Raw genomic sequence first — 23,813 nt, 5'->3', positions numbered from 1 at the left:
GCTACCAAGATTACTTCATTCTAATCAAGGTAGCTTAGCGTAAAACAAAAGCTATTCAATAAATTCAAATTCAAACTCTAATAAACGAACAATATCCCCATCTTTTGCGCCACGTTCCCGAAGTGCTTCATCAACTCCCATTCCCCGCATTTGGCGAGAAAACCGTCTAACTGATTCATCACGAGTAAAATCAGTCATTTTAAATAATTTTTCTATTCTTTCTCCACTTAAAACAAAAGCTCCATCAGGATCACGTGTAATCACAAAATCAACATCTGCTTTTTCATGTTTATAAACAACACGGTTAATTGTTTCGTCATCTTCTTCACTTTCATAATTGAGTGGAAATTCAGGAGTTTTTTCTAATGTATCAGCAATGGCAAAAAGTAATTCCCTAATTCCTTCGTTCGTTGCCGCAGATATTGGGAAAACGGGAATATCTTCTTGTAATTGTTCCTTAAACTTCGCGAGGTTTTCCTCGGCATTTGGCATATCCATTTTATTGGCGGCGATAATCATCGGTCGTTCCGTCAAACGTAAATTGTATTCTTTAAGTTCGTTATTAATTGTTAAAAAATCTTCGTATGGATCCCGTCCTTCAACTGAACCCATATCAATAACATGAACAATTACTCGCGTTCGTTCAATATGACGTAAAAACTGAATCCCGAGTCCTGCACCTTGGTGTGCACCTTCAATTAATCCTGGCAAATCCGCCATAACAAAACTTCTTCCGTCTTCCGTTTCCACAACACCTAGGTTTGGTACAATTGTTGTAAAATGGTATTCAGCAATTTTCGGACGAGCAGATGAAATGATTGAAAGTAATGTAGACTTCCCTACACTAGGAAATCCAACGAGTCCAACATCTGCTAAGACTTTTAATTCCATAACAATATACCGTTCTTGTCCTGGTTCACCGTTTTCTGCAATTTCAGGTGCAGGATTTCGTGGCGTTGCAAAACGAGTATTTCCTCTACCTCCACGGCCACCTTTTGCAATGACTGCTCGTTCCCCGTGTCTGACTAAGTCGGCAATCACTTCACCTGTATCATCATCTTTTACGACAGTTCCAGGCGGTACTTTTACAATCATGTCTTTTGCATTTCTTCCATGCTGACTTTTCGGACGTCCATGTTCGCCTCTTGGTGCTTTGAAATGACGTTGATAACGGAAATCCATTAATGTACGTAAACCTTCATCGACTTCAAATACAACATTGGCTCCATCTCCCCCATCGCCACCAGCTGGTCCACCTTTTGGAACAAATTTTTCGCGACGGTAAGCAACCATCCCGTTCCCGCCATCGCCACCTTTAACATACACTTTCACTTGATCGACAAACATATGTTTATCTCCTTCCATTTTTAAAGAAAAAACTAATTACGTTTTTTTAGTTAAAATTATTATTTCAACATAAAGGATAGTGATTCTTGACTAAGATTCATATTTACAGTTTTAAAATAGCCTGTTTGCTTATGTAAAAAGGACTCGATTTCATCTATATCCTTTAGTATTCCATAAAATTCAATAAAGAAACTCGGTTCTTCACCGTCAACAGATATTTTTATATGTAGTTCATTTTCCATATTTACTTGTGCAGATTTATCAATGATTTGGAAAAATTTAAAAAGCCACTTTGTTATTTTTTCATCATCAACAGATGATAAGCTCTTATTGCCTTCCACCTCATAATGAAGTTCGTACGTATGGGGCTCCCAATTAAAAGTCATTAATAATGTTGCAAGTTTATTTAGTGAAAGATTGGATAATTTTGTTTCTTGTTCAGCATAATGAATAATTTGATTAATAATTTCATTCACCTTCTCGCTATTTCCGAGAGCGGTATATCCTTTAATTAATTGTAATCGATTAAGCCAATCATGACGGACATGACGCATGATTTCAACCAAATTCCATTCCTTCATGCTTTCCACCTCATTCACTACAGGTTCATACAACTGAGTATTAGTATAACATAAACCAATTGTTTGCGTGAATGAAGAAACAATGGCAAAATAAAAGGTCAGACCCACAAATATGTGGAAATCTGACCCTATTATACGTGTATTGGGAATCCATTAAGCTTCTTGTGCTACTGGGTAAACACTAACTTTTTTCTTGTCACGACCCATACGTTCGAAACGTACAACACCGTCAACTTTAGCAAATAATGTATCATCGCCACCGCGACCTACATTTTCACCTGGATAAATTTTTGTTCCACGTTGACGATAAAGGATAGAACCACCAGTAACGAATTGACCATCAGCACGTTTTGCACCTAGGCGTTTCGCGATTGAGTCACGACCGTTCTTTGTAGAACCTACCCCTTTTTTAGACGCGAAAAATTGAAGATCTAATCTTAGCATTTATTCCACCTCCTATTTTTTGAAGGTAATTTTTATATAATCACTATAACTTTGCTCAATTGTTTGTAAGGACACAACCATCCCTTGAAGGAGTAGTTGAACTTTATCTTCCGTTTCTTCCGGTAGGCGATTTGGAACTTGCCAATGAAGATAGCCTCCTTCACCGCCTTGTTCAATCTCTGGAACAACATGAGTGAGAGCTTCCACTGCATTAAGTGAACCAAACGTTACCGCAGAAACACCAGCACAAACAATATCAGATCCGTATTTATCAAAGTTTGCATGTCCCTCAACAGTGAAGGCAGCAATTTTTTGATCGGATGTTTGTTTGATGGTGACTTTTATCATGTTTTGTCGCCTTAGCCTTGAATTTTTTCAATCGTAACTTTTGTATAAGGTTGACGATGACCTTGCTTTTTACGATAGTTTTTCTTAGCTTTGTATTTGAAAACGATGATTTTCTTTTGACGACCGTGTTTTTCTACTTTACCAGTAACAGTAGCACCGTCGACAAAAGGAGCACCAACTTTTGTGTTTTCGCCACCAACGAACAATACTTTATCAAAAGTAACTGTTTCACCGTCAGCTGCGTTTAATTTTTCAACGTAAATTGTTTGACCTTCTTCAACTTTAAGTTGTTTTCCACCTGTTTCAATAATCGCGTACATTTCTGCACCTCCTCTTTAGACTCAGACTCGCCGTAACTCGGTGTTTGCATCAGCAAAACTTTAGACCTAATACGAGCGGTTGTAGCACGGGTGCTACAAACAATAACATATGAATACTATCATATAATAAGAAAGCTGTCAATTCGTTTCAAAGATTTAATAGATTTCAGCTAATCAAACGTTTGATATGATAATGAGGTTTTGGAAAGTCAAAAACTTGAAATTTAATTGTAAATCCAAGTGTACGTTCCAAATTCATTAAATGCTCTTTATATTCTCCTGTGAAAAACTGTAAAACATCCTCAGTCACTTCAATGATTACTTCCATATAATCTTGATCTTTAAAACCCCATAGTTCCCTTTCTAGTTGGAAGGCGGCTGTAGCACTTGACTCAACAAAACCAGTTCCTTGGCATGTTGGACAATGGACCATCATTTTTTGCTGTAAGCTCGGTTTTGTACGTTTTCGTGACATTTCAAGAATCCCGAGATTGGTAAACCCAAAAACAATCGTTCTTTCTTGATCTCGTTCAAATTCTTTTTTTAATAAACGAATGATTGACTCTCGATCTTGGTCCTTTGTCATATTTATAAAATCAATAAAAATATTTCCACCGATATTCCGAAGTCGAACTTGTCGTGCTATTTCTTTTGCTGCTAACATGTTCGTCTTTCGAATGGTTTCATCTTTACGCTTTTGCCCAGGTGCTTTTGCCGAGTTTACATCAATAATTGTAAATGCTTCGTTCTCTTCAATCACAATATTTGCGCCATTATCAAGCCAAACAACCTTTTTATGTACTTTTTCTAATTCTTTATTAAGTGAATAGCGAGAAATAATATTCGTTTTTTCATGATAATATTCAATGTGAATATCCGTCCATACCTCTTTCAGCTGTTTAACAAGACGCAAATCGTCACAAATCACTTCATCTAGGTGAAACTTTTCCTTTAGATTTATAATCTCTTTCAAAAAACTGTTATTTTCCTTCAGTAGGGCTGGTGCTTTCACTTGTCCCACTGATGATAATAATTGCTTATGTTCCTCCCTTAACGCTTCTATCGCATCTAAAAATCTTTCTTTCGTTAACTGTCCTGCTTGAGTTCGGAATAGAAATCCTTCTGAATCATTCTTCATATCCATTGCCCAATCTCTTAACTGTTGACGTGCGGATTCTGATAACTTTTTTGAAACAGCAACATAATGACCGTATGGCATCAATATAACAGATTCACTCGTAAATTCGATATTTCCTGTTAAACGATAATATTTTGTATCTGTTTCATCTTTTACAATTTGAACAAGAATCTTTTCACCTTGGTGGATGTATGACTTTCTCTTGTCTACATTTCCTTCAAACTTATCTTTAATAAAAGCAGGGGTTTGTGAAAAATGTAAATAACCTTTCTTTCCTTTACCTATATGAACAAAAGCAGCTTCCATACTTGGTACTACTCTCTCTACAATCCCAATATAGATATTTCCAATTAGCGATTCCTGTTGCGGTTGTTCAATGTATAGGTTTTGTAAAACGTGATTTTCTATTAACAATATTCGTTTTTCCGACTCGCGTACATTAATAAGTAATTGATTCATATTCCAATCCTTCTTAACTTTTTCATACATTTATTTTATATATTTGTATCTTAATAAATCAAATCACCAATCTTTAATTGATGTGGAGTTTTCTCAAAATAATATTTTAAAATTTTACTTTCATGAATAGGTGGGGATGTTTTACCAAGTTCGATAACAAAAATTTGATGCTCATATCCTCGCCTAAATTTTTCTACCACTTGACTGATTTCTTCTTCTTTACGGACATAAATTTCAGTCACTTTACGATTGTGATCTTCTTTCACATACCGTTCAATTAAAAAACGCATCCACGTATAAGGTCGATGTTTCCATTCTTTATATAACGAGATAAATAAAAACAAGGCAATGACCCAGCCATTTAAATGATAAGGAAAAATAATAACGATAACAAAACAATATACGAGTAGAAAAATCATAGAAAAAAGAATGGAATGTTGTAATGCCTTCATAAACGGATAATATTTGGAAAAAAATAAGTAGATGAGCTTTCCTCCATCGAGTGGTAAAATCGGTAAACAATTAAATAGAAAAATCATTATATTATATTTGACAAAATTTGTATATAATTGTGAGTCAATCATTCCATATTTATTCAGTAAAAAGGCAAGGATAATCATCCAACTATGTTGCAGGGGGCCACTAATTGTCACAATAAATTCTTCTTTTATAGGACGATTTCCATGTTCTTCTGTCTCGAGCACCCCACCGAACGGCAAAAGAATAATATTCTTGATTCTCCATGAAAAAAAAGAAGCCGCCGCAGCATGGCCAAGCTCATGAACTAAAACAATAAAAAATAAGATGAGTAATTCTTTAAACTGCGCTGTCATAATAGCAATTGCAACAATGAGCCAAGATAAGGGATGAATATGAATGTGGGTTAGGAGATAAAACCACTTATTCAAATTTTATCACCTGTACGGGGTCGATAAATTTTTCGTCTTGTTTAATGGCAAAATAAAATTCTCCTGTTGTTCCAGTCCCATCCGTTGATACAAAACCAATTTCATCCCCTGCTTTAACTTTATCATAGGATTTCACTTTAATCCCACCAAGTTGTCCATACCATGTTTGTGTTTGATCTGCATGTTGTACAATGACCGTATTTCCATAAACCTCATGGACACCAGCGAATTCTACAACACCACTTTGAATTGCCTCAACGGAGGCCCCTTTTAACGTCTGAATGGTAACACCTTGTTTATCAGATTCAAAGTTTTCTAAAATAACTCCATTCGCTGGAAGCGCATATTTGCTCGGTTCATCTTCCTTCTTCGGTACTTGTTCAGGAAAAAGTGCTAAAGGTTTACCAAATTTCTTTTCATACCAATTAGCAACCGTTGCAAACTGAAATTCCTTCTCCATTACTTGAGTAACTGCTGTGCGCACGGGCTGAAATTTTTCCGTTTCATTTTTAAAGGAAATGGCAACTACTAATAATAAACAGGCGGAAACTAAAATCTTGAACAGAAAAGCTTCCTTGTTAAATAATGGATGTCCTTCGTTTTTCATTCCATCACTTGTTGAATACCAAGCAAAATCATGCTGTTCATGGTATTCTGGATAAACTTGTTGATTTTTCATCTTTGTTGTCGTTGAGTATGTACGATTATATTTTTTTCGTTTCTCAATTCGTTTACGTATCTCTTTTCTTCTGTCCCTCAAAGAACAACACCCCTTTTCCATCATTTCTGTCATGTTAACAGGATGTCCACCTAATTAAATTTATGACCTGTCCAATGATAGTATGACAAAGAAAGAAAAGGGGGTAGTTGAAATATATAAAGAATACTCACGGCTTGAGCCTTTAGGCGACCAAAGAGACTAGAGTTTGCTTGATAAGAAAAAGAATTTTTTGACTTTGATATAATGCTGTTTGCGCCTTCCTTGTGCGCCTATGCGTATAGGAAAGCAGAAATTTGAACATGGATATTTTTCTATTAGCTAAAAAAGAATGCTAAAACGGGTCAGCATCCTTTTCTTAAGATTATTTAGTTAAGAAACTATGATCCTATCATTATGCGCGTGCACCAAAAAATTTCTTTAAACGAGTGAACATGCCTTTTTCATTATCTTCTAATTGTTGTAAAGGAACCGATTCCCCTAGTATTCGTCTTGCAATATTGCGGTAGGCAATGCTTGCTTTACTATTTGGGTTCATTGCAATTGGTTCACCGATGTTTGAAGCTTTAATTACTTCTTCATCATCAGCTACGATTCCAATAAGCTCAACAGCTAAAATATTTGTTACCTCGTCAACATCTAGCATATCCCCGCGTTTTACCATGTTTGTCCGAATTCTGTTAATAACTAATCGTGGAGGTTCAATTGGTTCTTTTTCAAGCAATCCAATAATCCGGTCAGCGTCACGAACAGCAGAAACTTCTGGTGTAGTAACGACGATAGCCCGGTCTGCACCAGCGACCGCGTTTTGGAACCCTTGCTCAATCCCTGCAGGGCAGTCAATAATGACATAATCAAACTCATTTTTCAAGTCGTTTACTAAAGTTTTCATTTGTTCAGGTGTAACCGCAGTTTTATCACTACTTTGGGCTGCAGGAAGTAAATACAAATTTTCTTCAAAACGCTTATCTTTTACAAGTGCTTGATGTAGTTTACATTTTCCTAAAGCAACGTCTACTAAATCATAAATAATTCGATTTTCTAACCCCATGACAACATCTAAATTTCGTAATCCAATATCGGTGTCTACTAAACAAACTTTTTTTCCTTGTAATGCTAGAGCTGTTCCAATATTAGCAGAAGAAGTAGTTTTTCCGACTCCACCTTTACCAGATGTAATTACTATTGCCTCACCCATGATAATAGCCTCCTTCCACAAAACGATTTAAAATCGGTCGTATCTTCCTTAAAACAATGATTCTATCAATAATCAATTGATTTTCTTCGTTAATATAAGCACATTCCGATTGGTTTCCATACGAATCTTGATCCTCTGAACGCCAAAAATAATCTGCAATTCGCAACTGGCTTGGGCGCATCACAGCAGCACAAATGACCGCGTCTTCGTTACCAGTCGCTCCTGCATGTGCAATACCTTTTAATTGCCCCATGATAAAGATATTACCACTCGCAATTACTTTTGCACCCGGATTCACATCACCGATAAGTAATAAATCACCTGTTATATTTAAAATTTGTCCAGAGCGAATAATTTTGGAGACTACCGTAATCCCCATCTCACTTTTAATCTGATGTACTTCTTCTTTTAATATAACATTGGATTCAATAGATGCAATAAGTAAATTTTTATCTGGACTAATTAATTTTCGAATGATATTTTCCTGTTCCTCAGTGAGCAACCGATTTCCTGTATGAATACGGACAGAGACCTCATGGGAATCATCAATTAATTTTGCATGAGGAAATAGTTTCTCTTCAATTTCTTTCAATAGGTCGGAAAATGAACATGCATCATCAAGGCGCAGCAAAAGCCCGTCTTTTGTGCCTTTGATTGTGACATTTTGTGTCTTTATCATGAATGAATTCACCTCATTAAAGAAAAATTCGACAAAAGCCAGGCGATTCCCTTTATTTTTATAAGAAAAAAGCGTGTTCAAAGCGAATCAATGTTTAGGAGAGCAACATTTATTAGTTTTTTAGTCAAATTTTATGTATTAAAGGGTAGTTAAGATTGGAACATACCCTCTTCTTCTTTTAGTTTCCGTAGTTGTAAAAAGTAGTTTTTCATGGAATAAGAGAAGAATAAATAAAAAATAAAATTTAGTATTAAAGTAGGGATTAACCGATGATTCGTAAAATATTTTACAGGGATGGTAGCGATCTGTAATAAGCTAAATATTCCATAGATGCCAAATTCAGTAAGAATAATTGCTAATAAACTCACAATCGCCATAATAAAAAGATTTGAATGCCAAAATTTCATTAGTTTAGAAACAAGATATATAACAACTGGGTACCATAATAAATAAATACCTAATATTCCTGTAAAAACGATATCCATCACTAACCCTATGATTGCTCCGTAAATGATCCCTTTTTTCGAATCATAGTAGACAGTCATAAAAATTAAATATAAGAAAAGAAAACGAGGAACAATAATCCAGTAATTCGAAAATAACTTTGAAGGAAAAAAGTTAGCAAATAGGCTTTCTAAACAAAAAAAAGTGACGACAAATATCGGAATCCACCACTGTTTTTTCATTTCTCTTCCACCTTTTCACCCATTGCTGCCATTTCCCCTTCAACAACAATGACATTTTCAATATTATAGAAGTTTGCAGCTGGTTTAATGTAAGCTGTTTGGGTTAAGCCATATTGGTCCGGCTCTACCTTTTCAATTTTACCGATATACAAACCTTTTGGAAAGACGTTTGCTAATCCCGAAGTCGTTACTTCCATCCCTTTTTTAATTTTTTCCTCAGATGGAATTTGTTGTACGATTAATCGTTGCGTCTTTACGTCAAAACCTTCAATAAGTCCGTAAACATCATGATCACCTGGTAATTGAATAGCGACGTGAATTCGATTTGTTCGGTCTACCGTTGATAATAATTGGACAGTTGAAGTGATTTTTCCTACACTTTTAACTTTCCCAATCATTCCTTCAGCAGTAATAACTGCCATATTTTTCTGAATTCCTTGGACCTCGCCCTTATCAATAATTAACGATTCATCCCAACGGTCTGGATTTCTAGCAATTACGGATGCATGATAGGACTTAAATGTGGCTAAATCCTTATCCTTTTTAATAATTGCTTTTAATTCTTCGTTTTCTTTTTCAAGACGGTCTGCTTTTACTTTAATTTGGGCATATTCATCTAATCTTTCTTTTAGTACTTTATTTTCTTTATAAGTTTGTTGCAAATCCCGAACATTTTCGACAAAATCTGAGGCAAGATGAGCAGGCTTTGCAAAAATAATTTGTGCAAAACCTGCTGTATCTTTAACAAATTGTTCCGGCCAAGAAAGATTACGATCTCGTAAAGAGAAACCAATCAATGCCACGAGGATAATAATTCCTCCTAGTAAAATAATAAGTTTTTTATTCGTAAAAAAATGTGGCATGATCTACACCTCTTCAACATTACACTTTAGCTTTATTTTTAAATATGTCGATATGTTCTAATGCTTTGCCGGTACCGATAGCTACACAATCTAATGGGTTTTCCGCAATTAAAACTGGCATATTTGTTTCGTTCGAGATCACTCGGTCTAAGTTTCTAAGTAATGCACCGCCACCTGTTAAGACAATTCCACGGTCCATAATATCCGCAGCTAATTCTGGTGGAGTTTTTTCAAGCGTATTTTTAACAGCCTCGACAATGGCAAAAACTGTATCTTTTAACGCTTCTGCAATTTCTTCTGAAGTTACTTCAATTGTTTTTGGAAGTCCTGTTAAAAGATCTCGACCCCGAATTTCCATATTGTCGATTCCTTCTGGCAATCCAGCAGAGCCAATTTCCATCTTAATTGTTTCAGCAGTACGGTCCCCAATCATTAAATTATAATGTTTACGGATATACGTAATAATAGAATCATCCATTTCATCACCAGCGATTCGAATGGATTGACTAGTAACAATCCCACCTAAAGAAATAATTGCTACCTCAGTTGTTCCTCCGCCGATATCGACGACCATACTACCTGTAGGTTCCCAAACTGGTAGGTCCGCACCAATTGCAGCCGCAAATGGCTCTTCAATTGTATATGCATCTCGTGCACCCGCTTGACGTGTCGCATCAATTATAGCACGTTCTTCAACTGCAGTAATTCCTGATGGCACACAAACCATAACATAAGGTTTCCGACCAAAGCCACCTTTACTTTTCATCGCTTGATTAATAAAGTGTTTCATCATTTTTGCCGTTGTTTCATAATCAGCAATAACACCATCTTTCATTGGTCGAAGTGCAACAACATTTCCTGGTGTACGGCCGATCATGTTTTTCGCATCATTCCCAACCGCAACAATTTGTTTTGTGTCTGTTTGAAAAGCAACAACTGATGGCTCACGTAGAACCACACCTTTTCCTCGAATATAGACAAGTGTGTTGGCTGTACCTAAATCAATTCCTAAATCTTTTGAACCAAATCCAAACATGGTTGTATCTCCCTTTCTCATACATTCTCTTGTTAAATCATGTTGCATATATAGCACGTTTTTATCGTTTGTCAATTGTTTTCATTTTATTGACTGATTACAAAAAAATTTATAATCGTCTTTTTAAAGCGAAAGCCACATCCGTACTATAACATAAATAGCCGTTATTTTTTCTTTAAAAATAAAAAAATCATACGTATTATTATATATCATTGTAAAAAAAAATAATAGTGGTAATCATATTATAAATAACCTTTTTCTTTTAAACTAACATATCGTTTGTCACCGATGATAATATGGTCTAAAACTTCTACTCCTAAAATTTTACCACATTCGACAAGTCTTTTCGTCACTTCTATATCTTCACGGCTCGGTGTCGGATTTCCTGAAGGGTGATTATGCAAACAAATCATTGATGCGGCTGAACGTCGAAATGCTTCTTTAAACAGTTCTCTTGGATGCACAATTGAGGCGTTCAAACTACCGATGAAAATCGTTTGTTTGTGTATCACTTCATTTTTTGTGTTTAGAAATAAACAAACAAAATGTTCTTGTGTGAGAAAACGCATTTCTTCCATCACATAGTTGGCCCCATCTTCTGGTGAACGAATGACATACCGATCCTCTTTTTTTAAGTTTGCTATCCTTTTACCAAGTTCGAATGCAGCGAGTAGCTGAATCGCTTTTGCTTCCCCAACACCTTTAATTTTCGTTAATTCTTCAAGAGTGGCATCCATTAACATTCGGAACCCTTGAAATTCACTTAAAATACGTTGAGATAGCTGTAGGACAGATTCTTTTCTCGTACCTGTTCGTAAAATAATTGCTAATAATTCTTGATTTGAAAGACTACTCGGTCCTTGATTAATAAATCGTTCCCGTGGTCGTTCTTCTTTTGGGAAATCTTTTATCATCAATTGCTCCGTAATCTCACTTCTCCTCCTCACCTTTGTTCACTTTGGGAAGTTATGGTTGCACGTACAAAGTTTTGCTTTCTGTAAATCATTATTATGCTAAAACAATGCACTTTTTGAAAAGTTGAAGGATTGGTGAAAAAGTGTTTTATGAGGTCGAACCGTATCGTTTATATGTAAGCTGCTTTTTTAATTGTCAATGTCGAGTCGTGTATCTCCCTCACAATTTTTTAAATGGAAATTTCATCTCCTTCAACGTGTGATAAAGCTTTGCAATTGGTAGACCGACTACAGCGTAGAAATCACCATGAATCGATTTCACTAAGGTTGCCCCATATCCTTGAATGCCATAACTCCCTGCTTTATCTAGCGGCTCCCCTGTACGAATATAGCGGTCAATTTCTTCCTCAGTTAGTTCCCAAAATGTGACATCTGCTTTTTCGTAAAATACTCGTTTATCGTTTCCGTTAATAATGCAAGTTCCTGTATAAACAGAATGCGTGTTTCCTGATAATGTAGTCAACATTTGCTTTGCTTCATCGTAGTCAGCTGGTTTTCCTAAAATTTGATTTTTGAAAACAACAATCGTATCCGCTCCAATAATAAAAGCATCTTGCTGATTATTCGCAACTGAGCTTGCTTTTCTTTTTGCTAAATTCATGACAATTTCCTCAGGTGGTAAATTCTTATCGACTGATTCATCGACATTACTCGATATAATTTCGAATGATGTTACAAGTTGTTTGAGGATGTCTCGCCTACGCGGTGATGATGAAGCTAAAATGAGGCGTGCCATAATTTCACCTTCCTATCCAAATGTACGAGGGGAGATACACATCTTTAATACTATCAAAGGAACAATCGACACTCAACGACATAAAATTTACTTTTCGCTTACAAAATGACATATTTATATATGATTTCTGTAACAAAATTGATTTTCAAGTGGAGAATTGCCTGCGAAAATCATTTATTTACCATCATAGATTGGCATCTTTCAACAAGCACAATATTTTAACCATCGACTGGCGCTTGAATGTTGATGGTGATTTTTCCTACTTACTGATGGTGCTTGTATGCAGTTGTTTTTTTCGTACTTATGGCGTTTATATGTAGTTTGTGATTTTTCATACATACTTATGATACTTATATGAGGTTTTTTGATTTTTCAAACATATTTATGACGCTTAATATTTTGACTGTGATTTTTCTACGTACTTACTGGTGCTTAGAGTAAATAGTATCTCGAAACAAATTCTAATAAATACTTTTGCAAGTTTTGCCAGTTTTTATTACTCCCCTCTTGTAAATACACTGTCATTGCCTCCGAAGCACCTACTAACGACTGTTGCAATTCTTTAATCGGACCTTTTTGTAGATTTGAGAACTCCTTTAATTTTTTCTGCCTTTTCGTGAGTTCCTCCATATTCAAATTTGAACTTCCTTGTAAATATACATTTGCACTTTCTTTTACTAATGTTTCATAAAATGGGTAAGCTGATTCGAGAAATTGCTTTTCTTCCTTCGTTAAATGTTGAATTACTTTTTCGTTCATATCTAATTTCGTCGGCCAAGTATCTTTAAATGTTTTTTGATAAAATTCCGTACCTCTCATTTCTTTCCCTGTTTCTAATGTGTCTGTTACAGCGACAAATATTCGTATATTTTCACCATTATTAATAGAAGACGCAGGAAGATTCTTCTTTTGATAATCTTCTAAAATGACTTCAACAGAAGATTTATTTTGATAGACTCCTTGCTGAAGGATATATAAACTTACTGCCGGTAACACGGTTTCTTCTTCCCCTGTACTAGCCGTACCACTAGCAGGTGCAGGTTGTCCACCTTGACCTTTTTGATTGGGCTCCTTCACCATCATTTGCAATAGAATGATTCCAATTAACACACCTATAGCAATAGCCGAGATCATAGCAATCACAACCGCTGGATTCCCTTTCTTTTTTTTCAGTTTAGTAGTAGCTGGATTCGGCTTCTTTTTCAAACGATCTTTTAATAGTGGAACAGCCTTTTCTTCAGTCGTCGCCGCAACTTCCCTTTTCGCTTTCCAGTCATGAATAACAATTTCTTCATTATAGTCTTTTTCTTCACCATTTATTTTAATTTTTATTTTTTGATCTCCAGCCATTGTACGTCCCCCTTGCTAGATTCATAGAATTCCCTTTGCTTTACACGAATTTATTACTATCCTATCACATCGTTTTTGAAAAATACCAAGACTTTTGTCGTCATTTGTGCGTTAAATTTCGACAAAGGTGGCGAGGGGCCTTTATAAGTGACGGTTTTTTAACCGATATGGGAGATTTTTTCCGAAGTTCACTCCTTTTTTCCGAAGTTGAGGCATTAGTTCCGAAGTTGCTCCTTATATTTCCGAAGTTATAGTTTTTATTTCCGAAGATGATGGGATTTTTTATAGTTGTATTTAATTTATTCATAGTGAAATTCTATTTAAAACACCCCATTTGGCTTTGCAATGAAAAAAATTATCTAAAGATGCAGAAATTTCCGCTAGAAAATTCGTGAGTTTTTAAATATACCTAAACCAGATGAGCTGAAATATTTACTAAGGAAATCAGGTTATGTGAAAAGTGGAAAAACGTCTGACACAATTTATCAACTAGAATTAAAATAGGGGGTTGCAAATTAGCAATCCCCGTTAAATAAGAAAACTCTCAATATACCACTGTATTATTATATCGGTATAGAAATAGGCGATGATGGCTCCGATGCTGATGAACGGGCCAAATGGTATGGGAACTCGTTTTTTATATCCTTTTATTAGGATAATGATTAGTCCGAACAGCGCACCGATAAACGATGAAAGGAAGAGTGTCATGACGGTTGCTTTTGTACCTAGAATGAGTCCTTGGACAAAAAAGAGTTTAATATCGCCGCCTCCCATACCACCACGACTGACAACTGCTAGTAGGTAGAGGATTCCAAACCCAACGATCGCACCGACGATGGAGTCCCACCATGGTGAAAGTGGATGGATGAACCGAACGATAATAAAGACAATGAGAAAGAATAGTAAAACGCGATCTGGAATTATCATATAAGCGAGATCAGATACAGTGATGATAACAAATAGTGAAATTAGTAGAATCGCAATGGCTAATTCCCATGACCAATGATAAAAGTAAAATGCAAACGCATATAAAAGGCCAGTAATGAGTTCCATTACGGGATAAATTGCTGAGATTCGCGTTTTACATTGGCGACATTTTCCTTGCAAAAATACGTAAGACAGTACAGGGATATTTTCAAACCAGGATAACTCGTGTTGGCAATTTGTACAATGGGAGTTTGGGTATACGATGGATTCTCTTTTTGGAATTCGTAAGCCAACGACATTGAAAAAAGAACCAAAGACTAGTCCAAAAATAAAGAAAAAGAAAGTAGTAACCTCGTTCATGTACATTCCTCTTTTAAAATATCATTTCGGACCCATCGATAAATGGATCCGTTATTATAGTCATATAAATAAACACTGGTGAAGCAATATCGTAAACAGTAGTATTTCTACGCTTTATATTGTGCCGATTCATTATGGAATATGTTGAATCTAATTTAGAAATAAGCACGACTGTTTTAAACATTTGGTTCTAAGTAATCAAGTTGATGCTTTACTGTTAACAGACACTTCTTACTTTATACATTTATAGCGATATTTCAGTAAAAGCTGTAATAAAACTAACTAAGAACTAGAAAATAGTGAAGCTGTGCTGTTAAAACAGACCACTGCTTTATATATTTGTGCGAACACTGTTTTGATTCATTCGTAAACAATCTATAAACTTCATCCCAAGCTTACTGACCTGAATCATAGTAGAACGTTGTAATTTGAACGTCCATTGTGATTGATTCTGTGCCATCTTCTTCATATAACAGTTCTCGTTCAGCCGGTTTTGTAAAGTTCATTGTGTCGACGCGGGTGATTCGTTCTAGTTTTTCCAACTCTTGTAAAAATTGTTGGAAGTGTTCAAAATCCGGTGATATAACTGAAAGATTAAGTGTAATGAGTTTTACGTTGCTTGGTAAGTTTGTGTCATTTGCCAAGTCGGATTCTGGTGGTATTTCCGTGTCTTCCGCGTTTTTTTCGCCTGTGTCTGACCCATTATCATCCTCGTCAACTGCTTGCTCATCTTCCTTACCATCAGTTGATTCGTCTCCTGCTTTTGTATCTTCCTGATTTTTCGTCTCTTTTTCAATCGCAACATCCGTTTCTGACAATTCCCCATCGTAATTGTTAAACGAAACCGAATCAATGCGGCTGTCACTAATTAACTCAATTTCTTGCAAGTGTCGAAGGAGTTCATCAATACTTCTTGATGTCGGCATTTTCTTTTCAAGTTTTGCCGTATTCTCTTTTGTTGGTTCTTGTTTTTCTTGTGCCTTTAACGATTTAATTTCTGCTTCTAATTGATTCACATTATTTTTCGATGAAGCAACATCATCTTTTATTGGTGTGATGAGATATAGATAAGCTAAACCGAGTAATAGAAATAAAATAATTGCAATAAACAAAACGATTTTCTTTTTCTCTTGAAGAAAATCACTCATCTGCTTCACCCCCTGTTGGTAAAAGGGCTGGTAAATAGACCGCGATACTTAAACTGACATCGTATCTAGGCATTTCCTCAAAACGTTTCTCATCGTTCTCTTCTTCTGACTCTTCTAGTGAAGAAGTTGAGATGTTGTCTACTTTTACATCAGAAAAATATTTAGAAGTGTTTAATTTTTCCACATAAGCTGCTACCATATCAAGTGATTCAAATTGTGCTTGAACGGTTACTTGACCGGTGCTATATGAATATTGGTTTAAATAACTTTCTTCATTAGGTAATAAATGCAGTAATTCGTTAATTACTTTCGATGTTGGGACGGTTAGTTTTTCAGCATAACGTACGGCATCGGCTAAACCCATACCCGTTGATTCATTATTCATTTCTGATTCTAGCAATTGTTTTTCTAATGTTAGGCTTTCAGTCCTTGACTGGAATAGTTTCAAATCGGATTTTGCTTGAAAATAATGAAAAGTCATGAACCCGACTAGTAAAAACCAAACAATGAAAACAATGAAAAAGAGTAATGTAGACCGTTCACTTTGCCTATCTTTTTCTGGTAATAAATTTATTTCTGGAATCACTTCACTTCCCCCTTTAACGCGAGCCCGAGAGATGGAATAAACACTCGATTCACTTGGCCCGTTTTTGCTGGTGAAAGATACGCGTCCAGAATTCGAATCGGCGTTGGAATTGTTGTAGAAACCTTTTTTGAAATAATATCTAATCGTGGAAAATCACCTAATAAGATTACTCTTGAAACTTGTTTCTCACCTTTATGAAGCGAGTAACGGTAAAAGTTCATAATTCTTTCTAATTCAATCATTTGATCATCAAGGAGACCGTAAAAGGCTTCTTCGTCCCCTTGAAAAACCCATTTCAATGAACCATCTTCTTCAACATCACAACGCCAATCTTTCAAGGAAACATCTAAATCGAGAAAACGTAAAAACTCAGGTTTATGTTCAGAAAAAATACTAATAACAATTGAATTTAAATTTAGCTCAAAAAAGAGTATCGCTTCCTCAGGATTCATTTCCGGTTGCAAATAACGATAGTAACGATAAATTCCAATAGAACGAACATCGGCAACAACCGGAATCAAACCTACATCCTCAAAGACTGCTGTATATTTATTCAATTCTTCTTCCGGCACCGCAAAAAGTAAGCCTTCCCGTTTACTGCTGGAAGGGTCAGTAACCGGTAAAGGATAGACGTCAAAGATTGGATTTTCAAACGGCAAATAGAACGTCCGCCCCAATTCCATATAAAAATGACCTTTTACATCTTCATCTTTCAGTTGTGCAGGGAATTCCACCTTTTTCATAATCATTAACGAATCCGGTACATAAAAGCGCACGTGACGACGCTTGAGACCCCAATCTTGGACGAGATCCTTCATAAATTGGTAAAACTCCATATCATCAAGAATCCGCCCATGCTCGAGTAGACCATCAGGAATGGCTCTTTCCTCGAAGCTCTTCACTTTTGTCAAATCACCACCTGGATAATCAACCATCCGAATCGCATAATCATCAATAACAAGATTGATCGTTTTCTTTGTTGAAAATAAATCGAGCATGGGTGGACCTCCTTGATTATTCATATTAATACTAATTTTTCCTAATATCAGTTAGATTCTGTTTCTCAATTAAGTGTCTTCAATGCTGATTTAATACCTGCTTCTGTTAGAGGAGTACCGGTTGCCTTAGTAAAAGTAAAACCAATTAATTCCCATTGGCTATCACTTTTTTTCACCCCTGTAAAATTAGTTACACTGCTATCTAAATACCCTTTAGTGATTAAGGTGTCCTTCTTGTATCCTTCATTTCCTGTAGAAATAGTTTCTAATGCCTCACCATTTGCATCCGCAAGTTTTGCAGCAGCAATAATATTCAATGCGTCATTAAGCTCAGATTTTTTTTGTGAATCAGAAATAATATTACCTATCATTGGAATTGCGATTGCTGCAATAAGTGCTAAGATAACTAATACAGCTAGGATTTCAACAAGCGTCATACCTTTTTCATTTTTTAATTGCTTTAAGTGTTTTTGCATTTTTCTTCCTCCTATTTTTACGTTTTAATAAATGTTATCGTTCTTCGTGCCGATTTCCTCCTGGCAACCACCCCCCAAAAGGTTATATAGTTTTGTTCTTTCCTTGTTAAAACGATGTTGCTGCGTGAATTTCTGTTCAACTCACGTATCTATTAAACTTTTTTCCTTATCTCATTAAATTTGTTGATAGATTGTAAACATTGGGACCATGATTGACATGATAATGGTTCCGACGACAACTGCTAAAAGGACAATCATAATCGGTTCAATTAATGATTTCAATGTATCAACAGACCTGTCCACTTCGGCTTCATAGAAATCGGCTATTTTGGCAAGCATGAAGTCAAGAGATCCTGTTTCTTCTCCAATTGCCACCATTTGTGTGACAAGAGGTGGGATGACCCAACTTTTCTCTAATGGTTCAGACAATTTACTTCCTGTCTCGAGACTATCCCTAGCTTCTAACACCACTTTCCCAATTACCGGGTTATTAACGACTTTTTCAACAATCGTCAATGCCTGTAAAATTGGCACAGAACTAGAAAATAAAGATGATAGTGTACGAGAAAACCGGGCAATCGCTGACTTTTGCAACAGTTTCCCGAATATTGGCATTTTTAATATAGCTACATGGACACTATATTGAAAAACTTTATTGCTTTTCATAAAAAAGGAAAAAGTTGCAATGATGGCAATAACTATTAATAAAACAAACCACCAATATTTCTGGACGACCGTACTGACACCGAGCATAAATTTCGTAATACTTGGTAACTCACTATCAAATTGGGCAAACATTTCCGAGAAACTAGGAATAATCGTAACCATTAAGAAAATAACAACGGCGATAATAACAATTAATAGTGTAATAGGATACGCCATCGTTGACTGTACCTTTTTCTTTAAGTCATATTGCTTTTCTAAGTATCCTGCGAGTCTGTCTAATGTTTCGTCTAAATTCCCGGTTGCTTCACCAGCACGGACCATATTGACAAAAATTTGTGGGAAGATTTTCGGGTATTTTCCTGCTGCGTCCGAAAACGGAATTCCTCCGCGGATATCTTCCTCAATCGCTGTGAGTACTTTTTTTAATGCTTTACTTTCCGTTTGCTTTGCTAATATTTTTGTTGAGTCAACAATGGAGACCCCAGCACGAATGAGTGTGGCGAATTGTCTGCAGTAAATGACAAAGTCTTGTTGTTTAACCGGGTTTCCAATCGTCACTTCTTTATTTAATAAGCCTGTTGCTTCCGTTATTTCCCGGGGACTAATATCCATTTCACGAAGTTTTTTTATTGCTTGCGTTTTATTGATCGCATCTACCGTTCCACGTTTTAATTTACCTTCTCTTGAGCGTCCGATATATTTATAAATAGCCATTCATATCACCTGTTATATATGGGGCTGCATGATTATAGTCAATCGTTCCTGCACTTAACAGGTTTTGAATCGACATCTCCAACGTATGCATTCCTTGAGCTCGGCTCGTTTGTAATACATTTTGAATTTGATGAATCTTTTCATTCCGAATCAAGTTCGCTACAGAAGCTGTATTAATCAAAATTTCTGTCGCTGCAACCCGGCCGCGTCCTTCTCTTAATGGAAAAAGCCGTTGAGAAATAATCCCTTGTAAAACGTTCGATACTTGTAGACGAACTTGTCTCTGTTGATGGGGTGGAAACACGTCAATAATCCGGTCAATTGTTTGTGCTGCACTACTCGTATGTAGTGTTGCTAAAACTAAATGCCCTGTTTCAGCTGCCGTAATTGCCGTTGAAATGGTTTCTAAGTCACGCATTTCACCAACAAGAATAATATCTGGGTCTTGCCGGAGTGATGCCCGCAATCCGTTCGCAAAGCTTTTCGTATCTGAACCAATTTCCCGCTGATTAATGATTGACTTCATATGGCTATGAACATACTCAATTGGATCTTCCAATGTAATAATATGTTTTGCGTAATTGCGATTAATATAGTTAATCATTGCTGCTAGCGTTGTTGATTTCCCCGAACCAGTTGGACCAGTAACAAGAATAAGGCCTTGAGGTTTGTCCATTAACGATTCAAGTGTCTTCGGTAAGTTTAACTGTTCAATTGTCGGAATTTCAGTTGGTATTGCCCGTATCGCAACACTAATACTATTCCGTTGTCGATACGCATTTAACCGAAATCGTGACAGTCCTTCGAGTTCATAGTTAAAATCGATTTCACCTTTTTCAAGAAATTGTTCCCAAAGTGTTTCTGGAACTAATTCTTTCGCAATATTTTCAGTATCTACTCTTGATAACAGGTACCCCTCTTCAGGAAGTAATGCTCCGTCTATCCGAAAAACAGGTGGTGAATTCACAATAATATGGAGGTCAGATGCATGTTCATAATACGCTTTTTCTAGTAAACTTCGAATGTGATATGCCATGATTTTCCTCCTATTCCAGCACTGATACACGTAATATTTCTTCTGTAGTTGTTAAACCTTCTTGTACTTTCATTAACCCATCATCGATTAAAAATTTCATACCTTGTTCACGAACGTAATTACGAATCTCTGTCGAAGGAGCTGTTTTTAAAATGAGACGCCGAACGGTTTCATCAATTGGCAACACTTCATGTATAGCCATTCGTCCACGGTAACCCGTCATATTACAACTTGGACAACCGCGACCTCTTCTGACCGTTTCAATCGACAATCCTCGGCTTGCAAAAATTTCTTTTTCCCGCTCCGTTGCCTCCACTGTATGACCACAATCGCGACAAACACGGCGGACAAGTCGTTGCGCAACAATTCCAAGCATAGAAGAAGAAATTAAAAATGGTTCTATTCCCATGTCAACGAGCCGTGCTAATGCTTCAATCGAACTATTCGTGTGTAGTGTGCTTAATACTAAGTGACCAGTTAATGACGCCCGTGTTGCGACTTCTGCTGTTTCCGTATCGCGAATTTCCCCAATCATCACGATATCTGGGTCTTGCCGTAAAATCGACCGTAAGCCACTAGCAAACGTTAAACCAACATTTTCATTTACTTGAATTTGGTTTACACCTTCCATTTGGTATTCAACTGGATCTTCAACGGTGATGATATTCACATCTTCGGAATTCAACTCGTTTAATGTCGCATATAATGTAGATGATTTCCCTGAACCAGTCGGTCCGGTAATCAAAATAATCCCGTTTGGTTTTTTTAGCATGGTAGAAAACTTTTCCATATTTGTATGAGAAAAACCAATTTTATCGAGACTATTCATCGTATTGGACAAATCAAGAAGACGCATAACAACTTTTTCACCATAAATCGTTGGCAAGCTTGATACACGAATATCCACTGGTTTAAAGTTAATCGTCGTTTTAATTCGCCCATCTTGTGGGAGCCGGGTTTCTGTAATATTCAAGTTCGCCATAATTTTAATCCGCGCAGTAATGACGTTTTGCATATGTTTTGGCAAAGCTCGTTCTGTTCGTAAAATACCGTCCACACGATAACGAACACGATATTCTGTTTCATGAGGATCAAAATGGATGTCACTGGCACGTTGTATTAATGCATTCGCAATAATTTGGTTTACAAGCCGAACAACCGGGGAATCATCATCAGCTACTCGTGTTTCATCAAGCGTTTCGGTTGTTGCGATTTCCTCCATTACTTCTTCCATTGATTCTTGCAAGTCAAAGTATTTCGTAATCGTCCGATATAGTTCATCTTTTGTCGCAATCGCAGGCTCAATATGATACCCGGTAGCCATTCGCAACTCTTCAATGGCAAAATAATCCATCGGGTCAGCCATCGCAACCAGTAATTTATTTTTATCCCGACGAATCGGCATTGCATAATGTCGTTTTGCTAATTCTCGAGGGACTAATTGGATAACTTCCGGTTCAATTGGATATTGGTAAATATTGATGTGAGGAATACCTAATTGAAATTCGAGCACTTCAATTAGTTGTTGTTCTATTATATATCCTTCTCGAAGTAAGGCATCCCCTAATTTTTCATCCGGTGATTTATTTTTTAATGTCTGAATTAATTGTTCATCTGAAATTAAGCCTGATTCAACTAGTAAATCCCCTAATCTTTTTCTTGCCAATTCATCCACCTCCTCACGTAAAGGTTATTTCACAATATTTGGCTGTTCATAGATCATATCATCGGTTGATTCTTCATGATGTATAGAATTCGGACTATCACCTGATTCTTTTTCTTCAGAATCATCAACTTCACTTACATTCGTATCGGAGTCAATGAAATGATCATCTTCCATGTTTGGCGATTGTTCGTCTATCGCTTCATCCGTTCCCGCTCCATCAGTTGTTTCTTCAACAGCTGGTGCCACTAAAACAATTTCTTGTTGTGGCAAATAGAAATCACGACTAATTAATTCCTCTCCAACTTCTTCACCATCTGGAGATATCACAATTCGATACACTTCGACCCTTTTACCCTTTTTGCCCTTTTGAAGAACTTGCTTATGGCCGGGTTGTAAATCTTTGTTATAACGGGTAATTGTACGGTAGTCGACAGTTTTACTATTTTCTACTCTTACGTTGTATGTGTTTTCAAGTTTTGTAGATTGAAGAGACATTTTTAATTGATTACCTGTTTGTTCGATAGAGATGGTGTACTCATTAGGACCAGGGTTGTGAGCGACGAGGTCTTTATCTTCTGCGATACTAACATCTGCTTCAAGCCCAGGATCGGTATAACTTGGTATGGCGCCTTGAGAATGGCGTTCAATAAACTCAACATTCGTTTGAAGGAGAAGGGTATAGAGCATCGATGCAATAAATTTTCCCTCATCTTCACTGTAGTAACTTACTTGGTTTGCAACCGAATCAAGATATGAAAAACTCTCATTTTTACCGATTTTTAATCCATTTAATTCTTCAATTAATTCTTGAAGAAAAATATAGTCCTCTGGGATTTCCCAAGTATCTTTTGCGACAACTACTGGTTTATCCTCTTCAGCTATTGGAACCGCAGTTATCTCGTGTTCACCAAGATAAGAAATGGTATTTTCTATTAATTGTATTGTTGCCTTTACATCTGTCGTTTTTTCTAGTTCTTTTATCTGCTTTTTCGTTAAATCTACTGTTACTTTTAGTGGTAATTGTTGTGGATTTGCTTTTGAAAACACTTTATACCATGGTTTTTTCGTTCGAGTTTTCATTGTATAAATGGAGTCTTGTATGTTGATTTTTATATTTTCATAAGGAATCGTGATAGATTGATCCTCGGTATAAACGATAACATCACCTTTCCCCTTCCATTTGTCAATTTTGGAAATAAGGAGAGCGGTTGCTTCTTCCTCTGTCAAGCCACCAATAGGCACTCCACCAATACTAGAATTTTCCGGGAAACTAGTAGCCGCATGAACAATATGAGTAGAACTTAAGACATATATGGCAATTATAAGAACGAGTAATCCGACTAAAATACTATAAAAAGGTTTTTTCTTCATTGTCATCGCAAACCACCTTCCCAGTTTTTGTAAAAATTTTTATTTTTATGTAATTTATATAGTCATATTGTACTATTTTT

The 23,813-nt window shown here is 36.3% G+C and carries 25 protein-coding genes and 1 other annotated feature; all 25 genes read right to left on the bottom strand.

The genetic code is table 11. The features are described from left to right. Positions 1-51: 51 nt before the first annotated feature. Positions 52-1,347: a GTPase ObgE gene (obgE, locus tag BN2144_RS11190; RefSeq protein ID WP_033828306.1), complete on the bottom strand. Its 1,296-nt coding sequence runs from the start codon at positions 1,345-1,347 to the stop codon at positions 52-54. Between the two features lie 59 nt (positions 1,348-1,406). Continuing rightward, a complete protein-coding gene (locus tag BN2144_RS11185; protein WP_033828305.1) occupies positions 1,407-1,928 on the bottom strand; it encodes a Spo0B C-terminal domain-containing protein in 522 nt (173 codons plus the stop codon). A 153-nt stretch (positions 1,929-2,081) separates the two neighbouring features. Further along, positions 2,082-2,372 carry a 50S ribosomal protein L27 gene (gene rpmA / locus BN2144_RS11180; protein WP_033828304.1) on the bottom strand — a complete coding sequence of 97 codons (291 nt, stop codon included), beginning with the start codon at positions 2,370-2,372 and terminating at the stop codon, positions 2,082-2,084. Between the two features lie 12 nt (positions 2,373-2,384). Beyond that, complete coding sequence (locus BN2144_RS11175; RefSeq protein WP_033828303.1) at positions 2,385-2,720, bottom strand: ribosomal-processing cysteine protease Prp; 336 nt, start codon at positions 2,718-2,720, stop codon at positions 2,385-2,387. Between the two features lie 11 nt (positions 2,721-2,731). Further along, on the bottom strand, positions 2,732-3,040 hold the full coding sequence (gene rplU / locus BN2144_RS11170; RefSeq protein ID WP_033828302.1) for a 50S ribosomal protein L21: 309 nt from the start codon (positions 3,038-3,040) through the stop codon (positions 2,732-2,734). A gap of 13 nt (positions 3,041-3,053) precedes the next feature. Next, positions 3,054-3,131 (bottom strand) — a sequence feature (ribosomal protein L21 leader region). A 75-nt stretch (positions 3,132-3,206) separates the two neighbouring features. After that, on the bottom strand, positions 3,207-4,637 hold the full coding sequence (locus BN2144_RS11165) for an Rne/Rng family ribonuclease (protein ID WP_033828301.1): 1,431 nt from the start codon (positions 4,635-4,637) through the stop codon (positions 3,207-3,209). Between the two features lie 50 nt (positions 4,638-4,687). Then, a complete protein-coding gene (locus BN2144_RS11160) occupies positions 4,688-5,545 on the bottom strand; it encodes a M50 family metallopeptidase (protein WP_033828300.1) in 858 nt (285 codons plus the stop codon). Continuing rightward, positions 5,538-6,305 (bottom strand): M23 family metallopeptidase, encoded by a 768-nt coding sequence (locus tag BN2144_RS11155; protein WP_033828600.1) that lies wholly within the window; start codon positions 6,303-6,305, stop codon positions 5,538-5,540. Before BN2144_RS11155 ends, BN2144_RS11160 begins: the two co-directional genes overlap by 8 nt. Positions 6,306-6,657: 352 nt before the next feature. Continuing rightward, positions 6,658-7,461 (bottom strand): septum site-determining protein MinD, encoded by an 804-nt coding sequence (gene minD / locus BN2144_RS11150; RefSeq protein WP_033828299.1) that lies wholly within the window; start codon positions 7,459-7,461, stop codon positions 6,658-6,660. Further along, positions 7,454-8,140, bottom strand: a complete 687-nt coding sequence (minC, locus tag BN2144_RS11145) for a septum site-determining protein MinC (protein ID WP_033828298.1) — start codon at positions 8,138-8,140, stop codon at positions 7,454-7,456. The genes minD and minC overlap by 8 nt, the downstream gene beginning before the upstream one ends. 149 nt (positions 8,141-8,289) lie before the next feature. Further along, positions 8,290-8,826, bottom strand: coding sequence for a rod shape-determining protein MreD (mreD, locus tag BN2144_RS11140; RefSeq protein ID WP_033828297.1), 537 nt, complete (start codon positions 8,824-8,826; stop codon positions 8,290-8,292). After that, positions 8,823-9,689: a rod shape-determining protein MreC gene (mreC, locus tag BN2144_RS11135; RefSeq protein WP_033828296.1), complete on the bottom strand. Its 867-nt coding sequence runs from the start codon at positions 9,687-9,689 to the stop codon at positions 8,823-8,825. The genes mreD and mreC overlap by 4 nt, the downstream gene beginning before the upstream one ends. Positions 9,690-9,708: 19 nt before the next feature. Beyond that, positions 9,709-10,725: a rod shape-determining protein gene (locus BN2144_RS11130; protein ID WP_033828295.1), complete on the bottom strand. Its 1,017-nt coding sequence runs from the start codon at positions 10,723-10,725 to the stop codon at positions 9,709-9,711. A gap of 242 nt (positions 10,726-10,967) precedes the next feature. Next, the gene (radC, locus tag BN2144_RS11125; protein WP_033828294.1) at positions 10,968-11,639 is read right to left on the bottom strand and encodes a RadC family protein; all 672 of its coding nucleotides are present in this window, start codon (positions 11,637-11,639) and stop codon (positions 10,968-10,970) included. A gap of 220 nt (positions 11,640-11,859) precedes the next feature. Next, a complete protein-coding gene (locus BN2144_RS11120; protein WP_033828293.1) occupies positions 11,860-12,435 on the bottom strand; it encodes a Maf family protein in 576 nt (191 codons plus the stop codon). A gap of 432 nt (positions 12,436-12,867) precedes the next feature. Then, a complete protein-coding gene (locus BN2144_RS11115) occupies positions 12,868-13,785 on the bottom strand; it encodes a hypothetical protein (protein WP_033828292.1) in 918 nt (305 codons plus the stop codon). 528 nt (positions 13,786-14,313) lie between these two features. Further along, the gene (locus tag BN2144_RS11110; RefSeq protein WP_033828291.1) at positions 14,314-15,072 is read right to left on the bottom strand and encodes a prepilin peptidase; all 759 of its coding nucleotides are present in this window, start codon (positions 15,070-15,072) and stop codon (positions 14,314-14,316) included. Between the two features lie 395 nt (positions 15,073-15,467). Then, on the bottom strand, positions 15,468-16,220 hold the full coding sequence (pilO, locus tag BN2144_RS11105) for a type 4a pilus biogenesis protein PilO (protein ID WP_050632290.1): 753 nt from the start codon (positions 16,218-16,220) through the stop codon (positions 15,468-15,470). Continuing rightward, complete coding sequence (locus tag BN2144_RS11100; RefSeq protein ID WP_033828290.1) at positions 16,213-16,806, bottom strand: PilN domain-containing protein; 594 nt, start codon at positions 16,804-16,806, stop codon at positions 16,213-16,215. The genes pilO and BN2144_RS11100 overlap by 8 nt, the downstream gene beginning before the upstream one ends. Beyond that, a complete protein-coding gene (pilM, locus tag BN2144_RS11095) occupies positions 16,803-17,804 on the bottom strand; it encodes a type IV pilus biogenesis protein PilM (RefSeq protein WP_033828289.1) in 1,002 nt (333 codons plus the stop codon). The genes BN2144_RS11100 and pilM overlap by 4 nt, the downstream gene beginning before the upstream one ends. Positions 17,805-17,869: 65 nt before the next feature. Further along, on the bottom strand, positions 17,870-18,280 hold the full coding sequence (locus BN2144_RS11090; RefSeq protein ID WP_033828288.1) for a prepilin-type N-terminal cleavage/methylation domain-containing protein: 411 nt from the start codon (positions 18,278-18,280) through the stop codon (positions 17,870-17,872). A 174-nt stretch (positions 18,281-18,454) separates the two neighbouring features. Further along, positions 18,455-19,660: a type II secretion system F family protein gene (locus tag BN2144_RS11085; protein WP_033828287.1), complete on the bottom strand. Its 1,206-nt coding sequence runs from the start codon at positions 19,658-19,660 to the stop codon at positions 18,455-18,457. Beyond that, positions 19,647-20,696: a type IV pilus twitching motility protein PilT gene (locus BN2144_RS11080; protein ID WP_033828286.1), complete on the bottom strand. Its 1,050-nt coding sequence runs from the start codon at positions 20,694-20,696 to the stop codon at positions 19,647-19,649. Before BN2144_RS11080 ends, BN2144_RS11085 begins: the two co-directional genes overlap by 14 nt. 10 nt (positions 20,697-20,706) lie before the next feature. Beyond that, positions 20,707-22,371, bottom strand: coding sequence for a GspE/PulE family protein (locus tag BN2144_RS11075; RefSeq protein ID WP_033828285.1), 1,665 nt, complete (start codon positions 22,369-22,371; stop codon positions 20,707-20,709). Positions 22,372-22,386: 15 nt separating this feature from the next. Beyond that, on the bottom strand, positions 22,387-23,739 hold the full coding sequence (locus tag BN2144_RS11070; protein ID WP_033828284.1) for a G5 domain-containing protein: 1,353 nt from the start codon (positions 23,737-23,739) through the stop codon (positions 22,387-22,389). Positions 23,740-23,813: the final 74 nt, after the last annotated feature.

The organism is Bacillus andreraoultii (assembly GCF_001244735.1).
Lineage (GTDB): Bacteria > Bacillota > Bacilli > Bacillales > Caldibacillaceae > Caldifermentibacillus > Caldifermentibacillus andreraoultii.
This window is presented reverse-complemented; position numbering and strand designations above follow the sequence as displayed.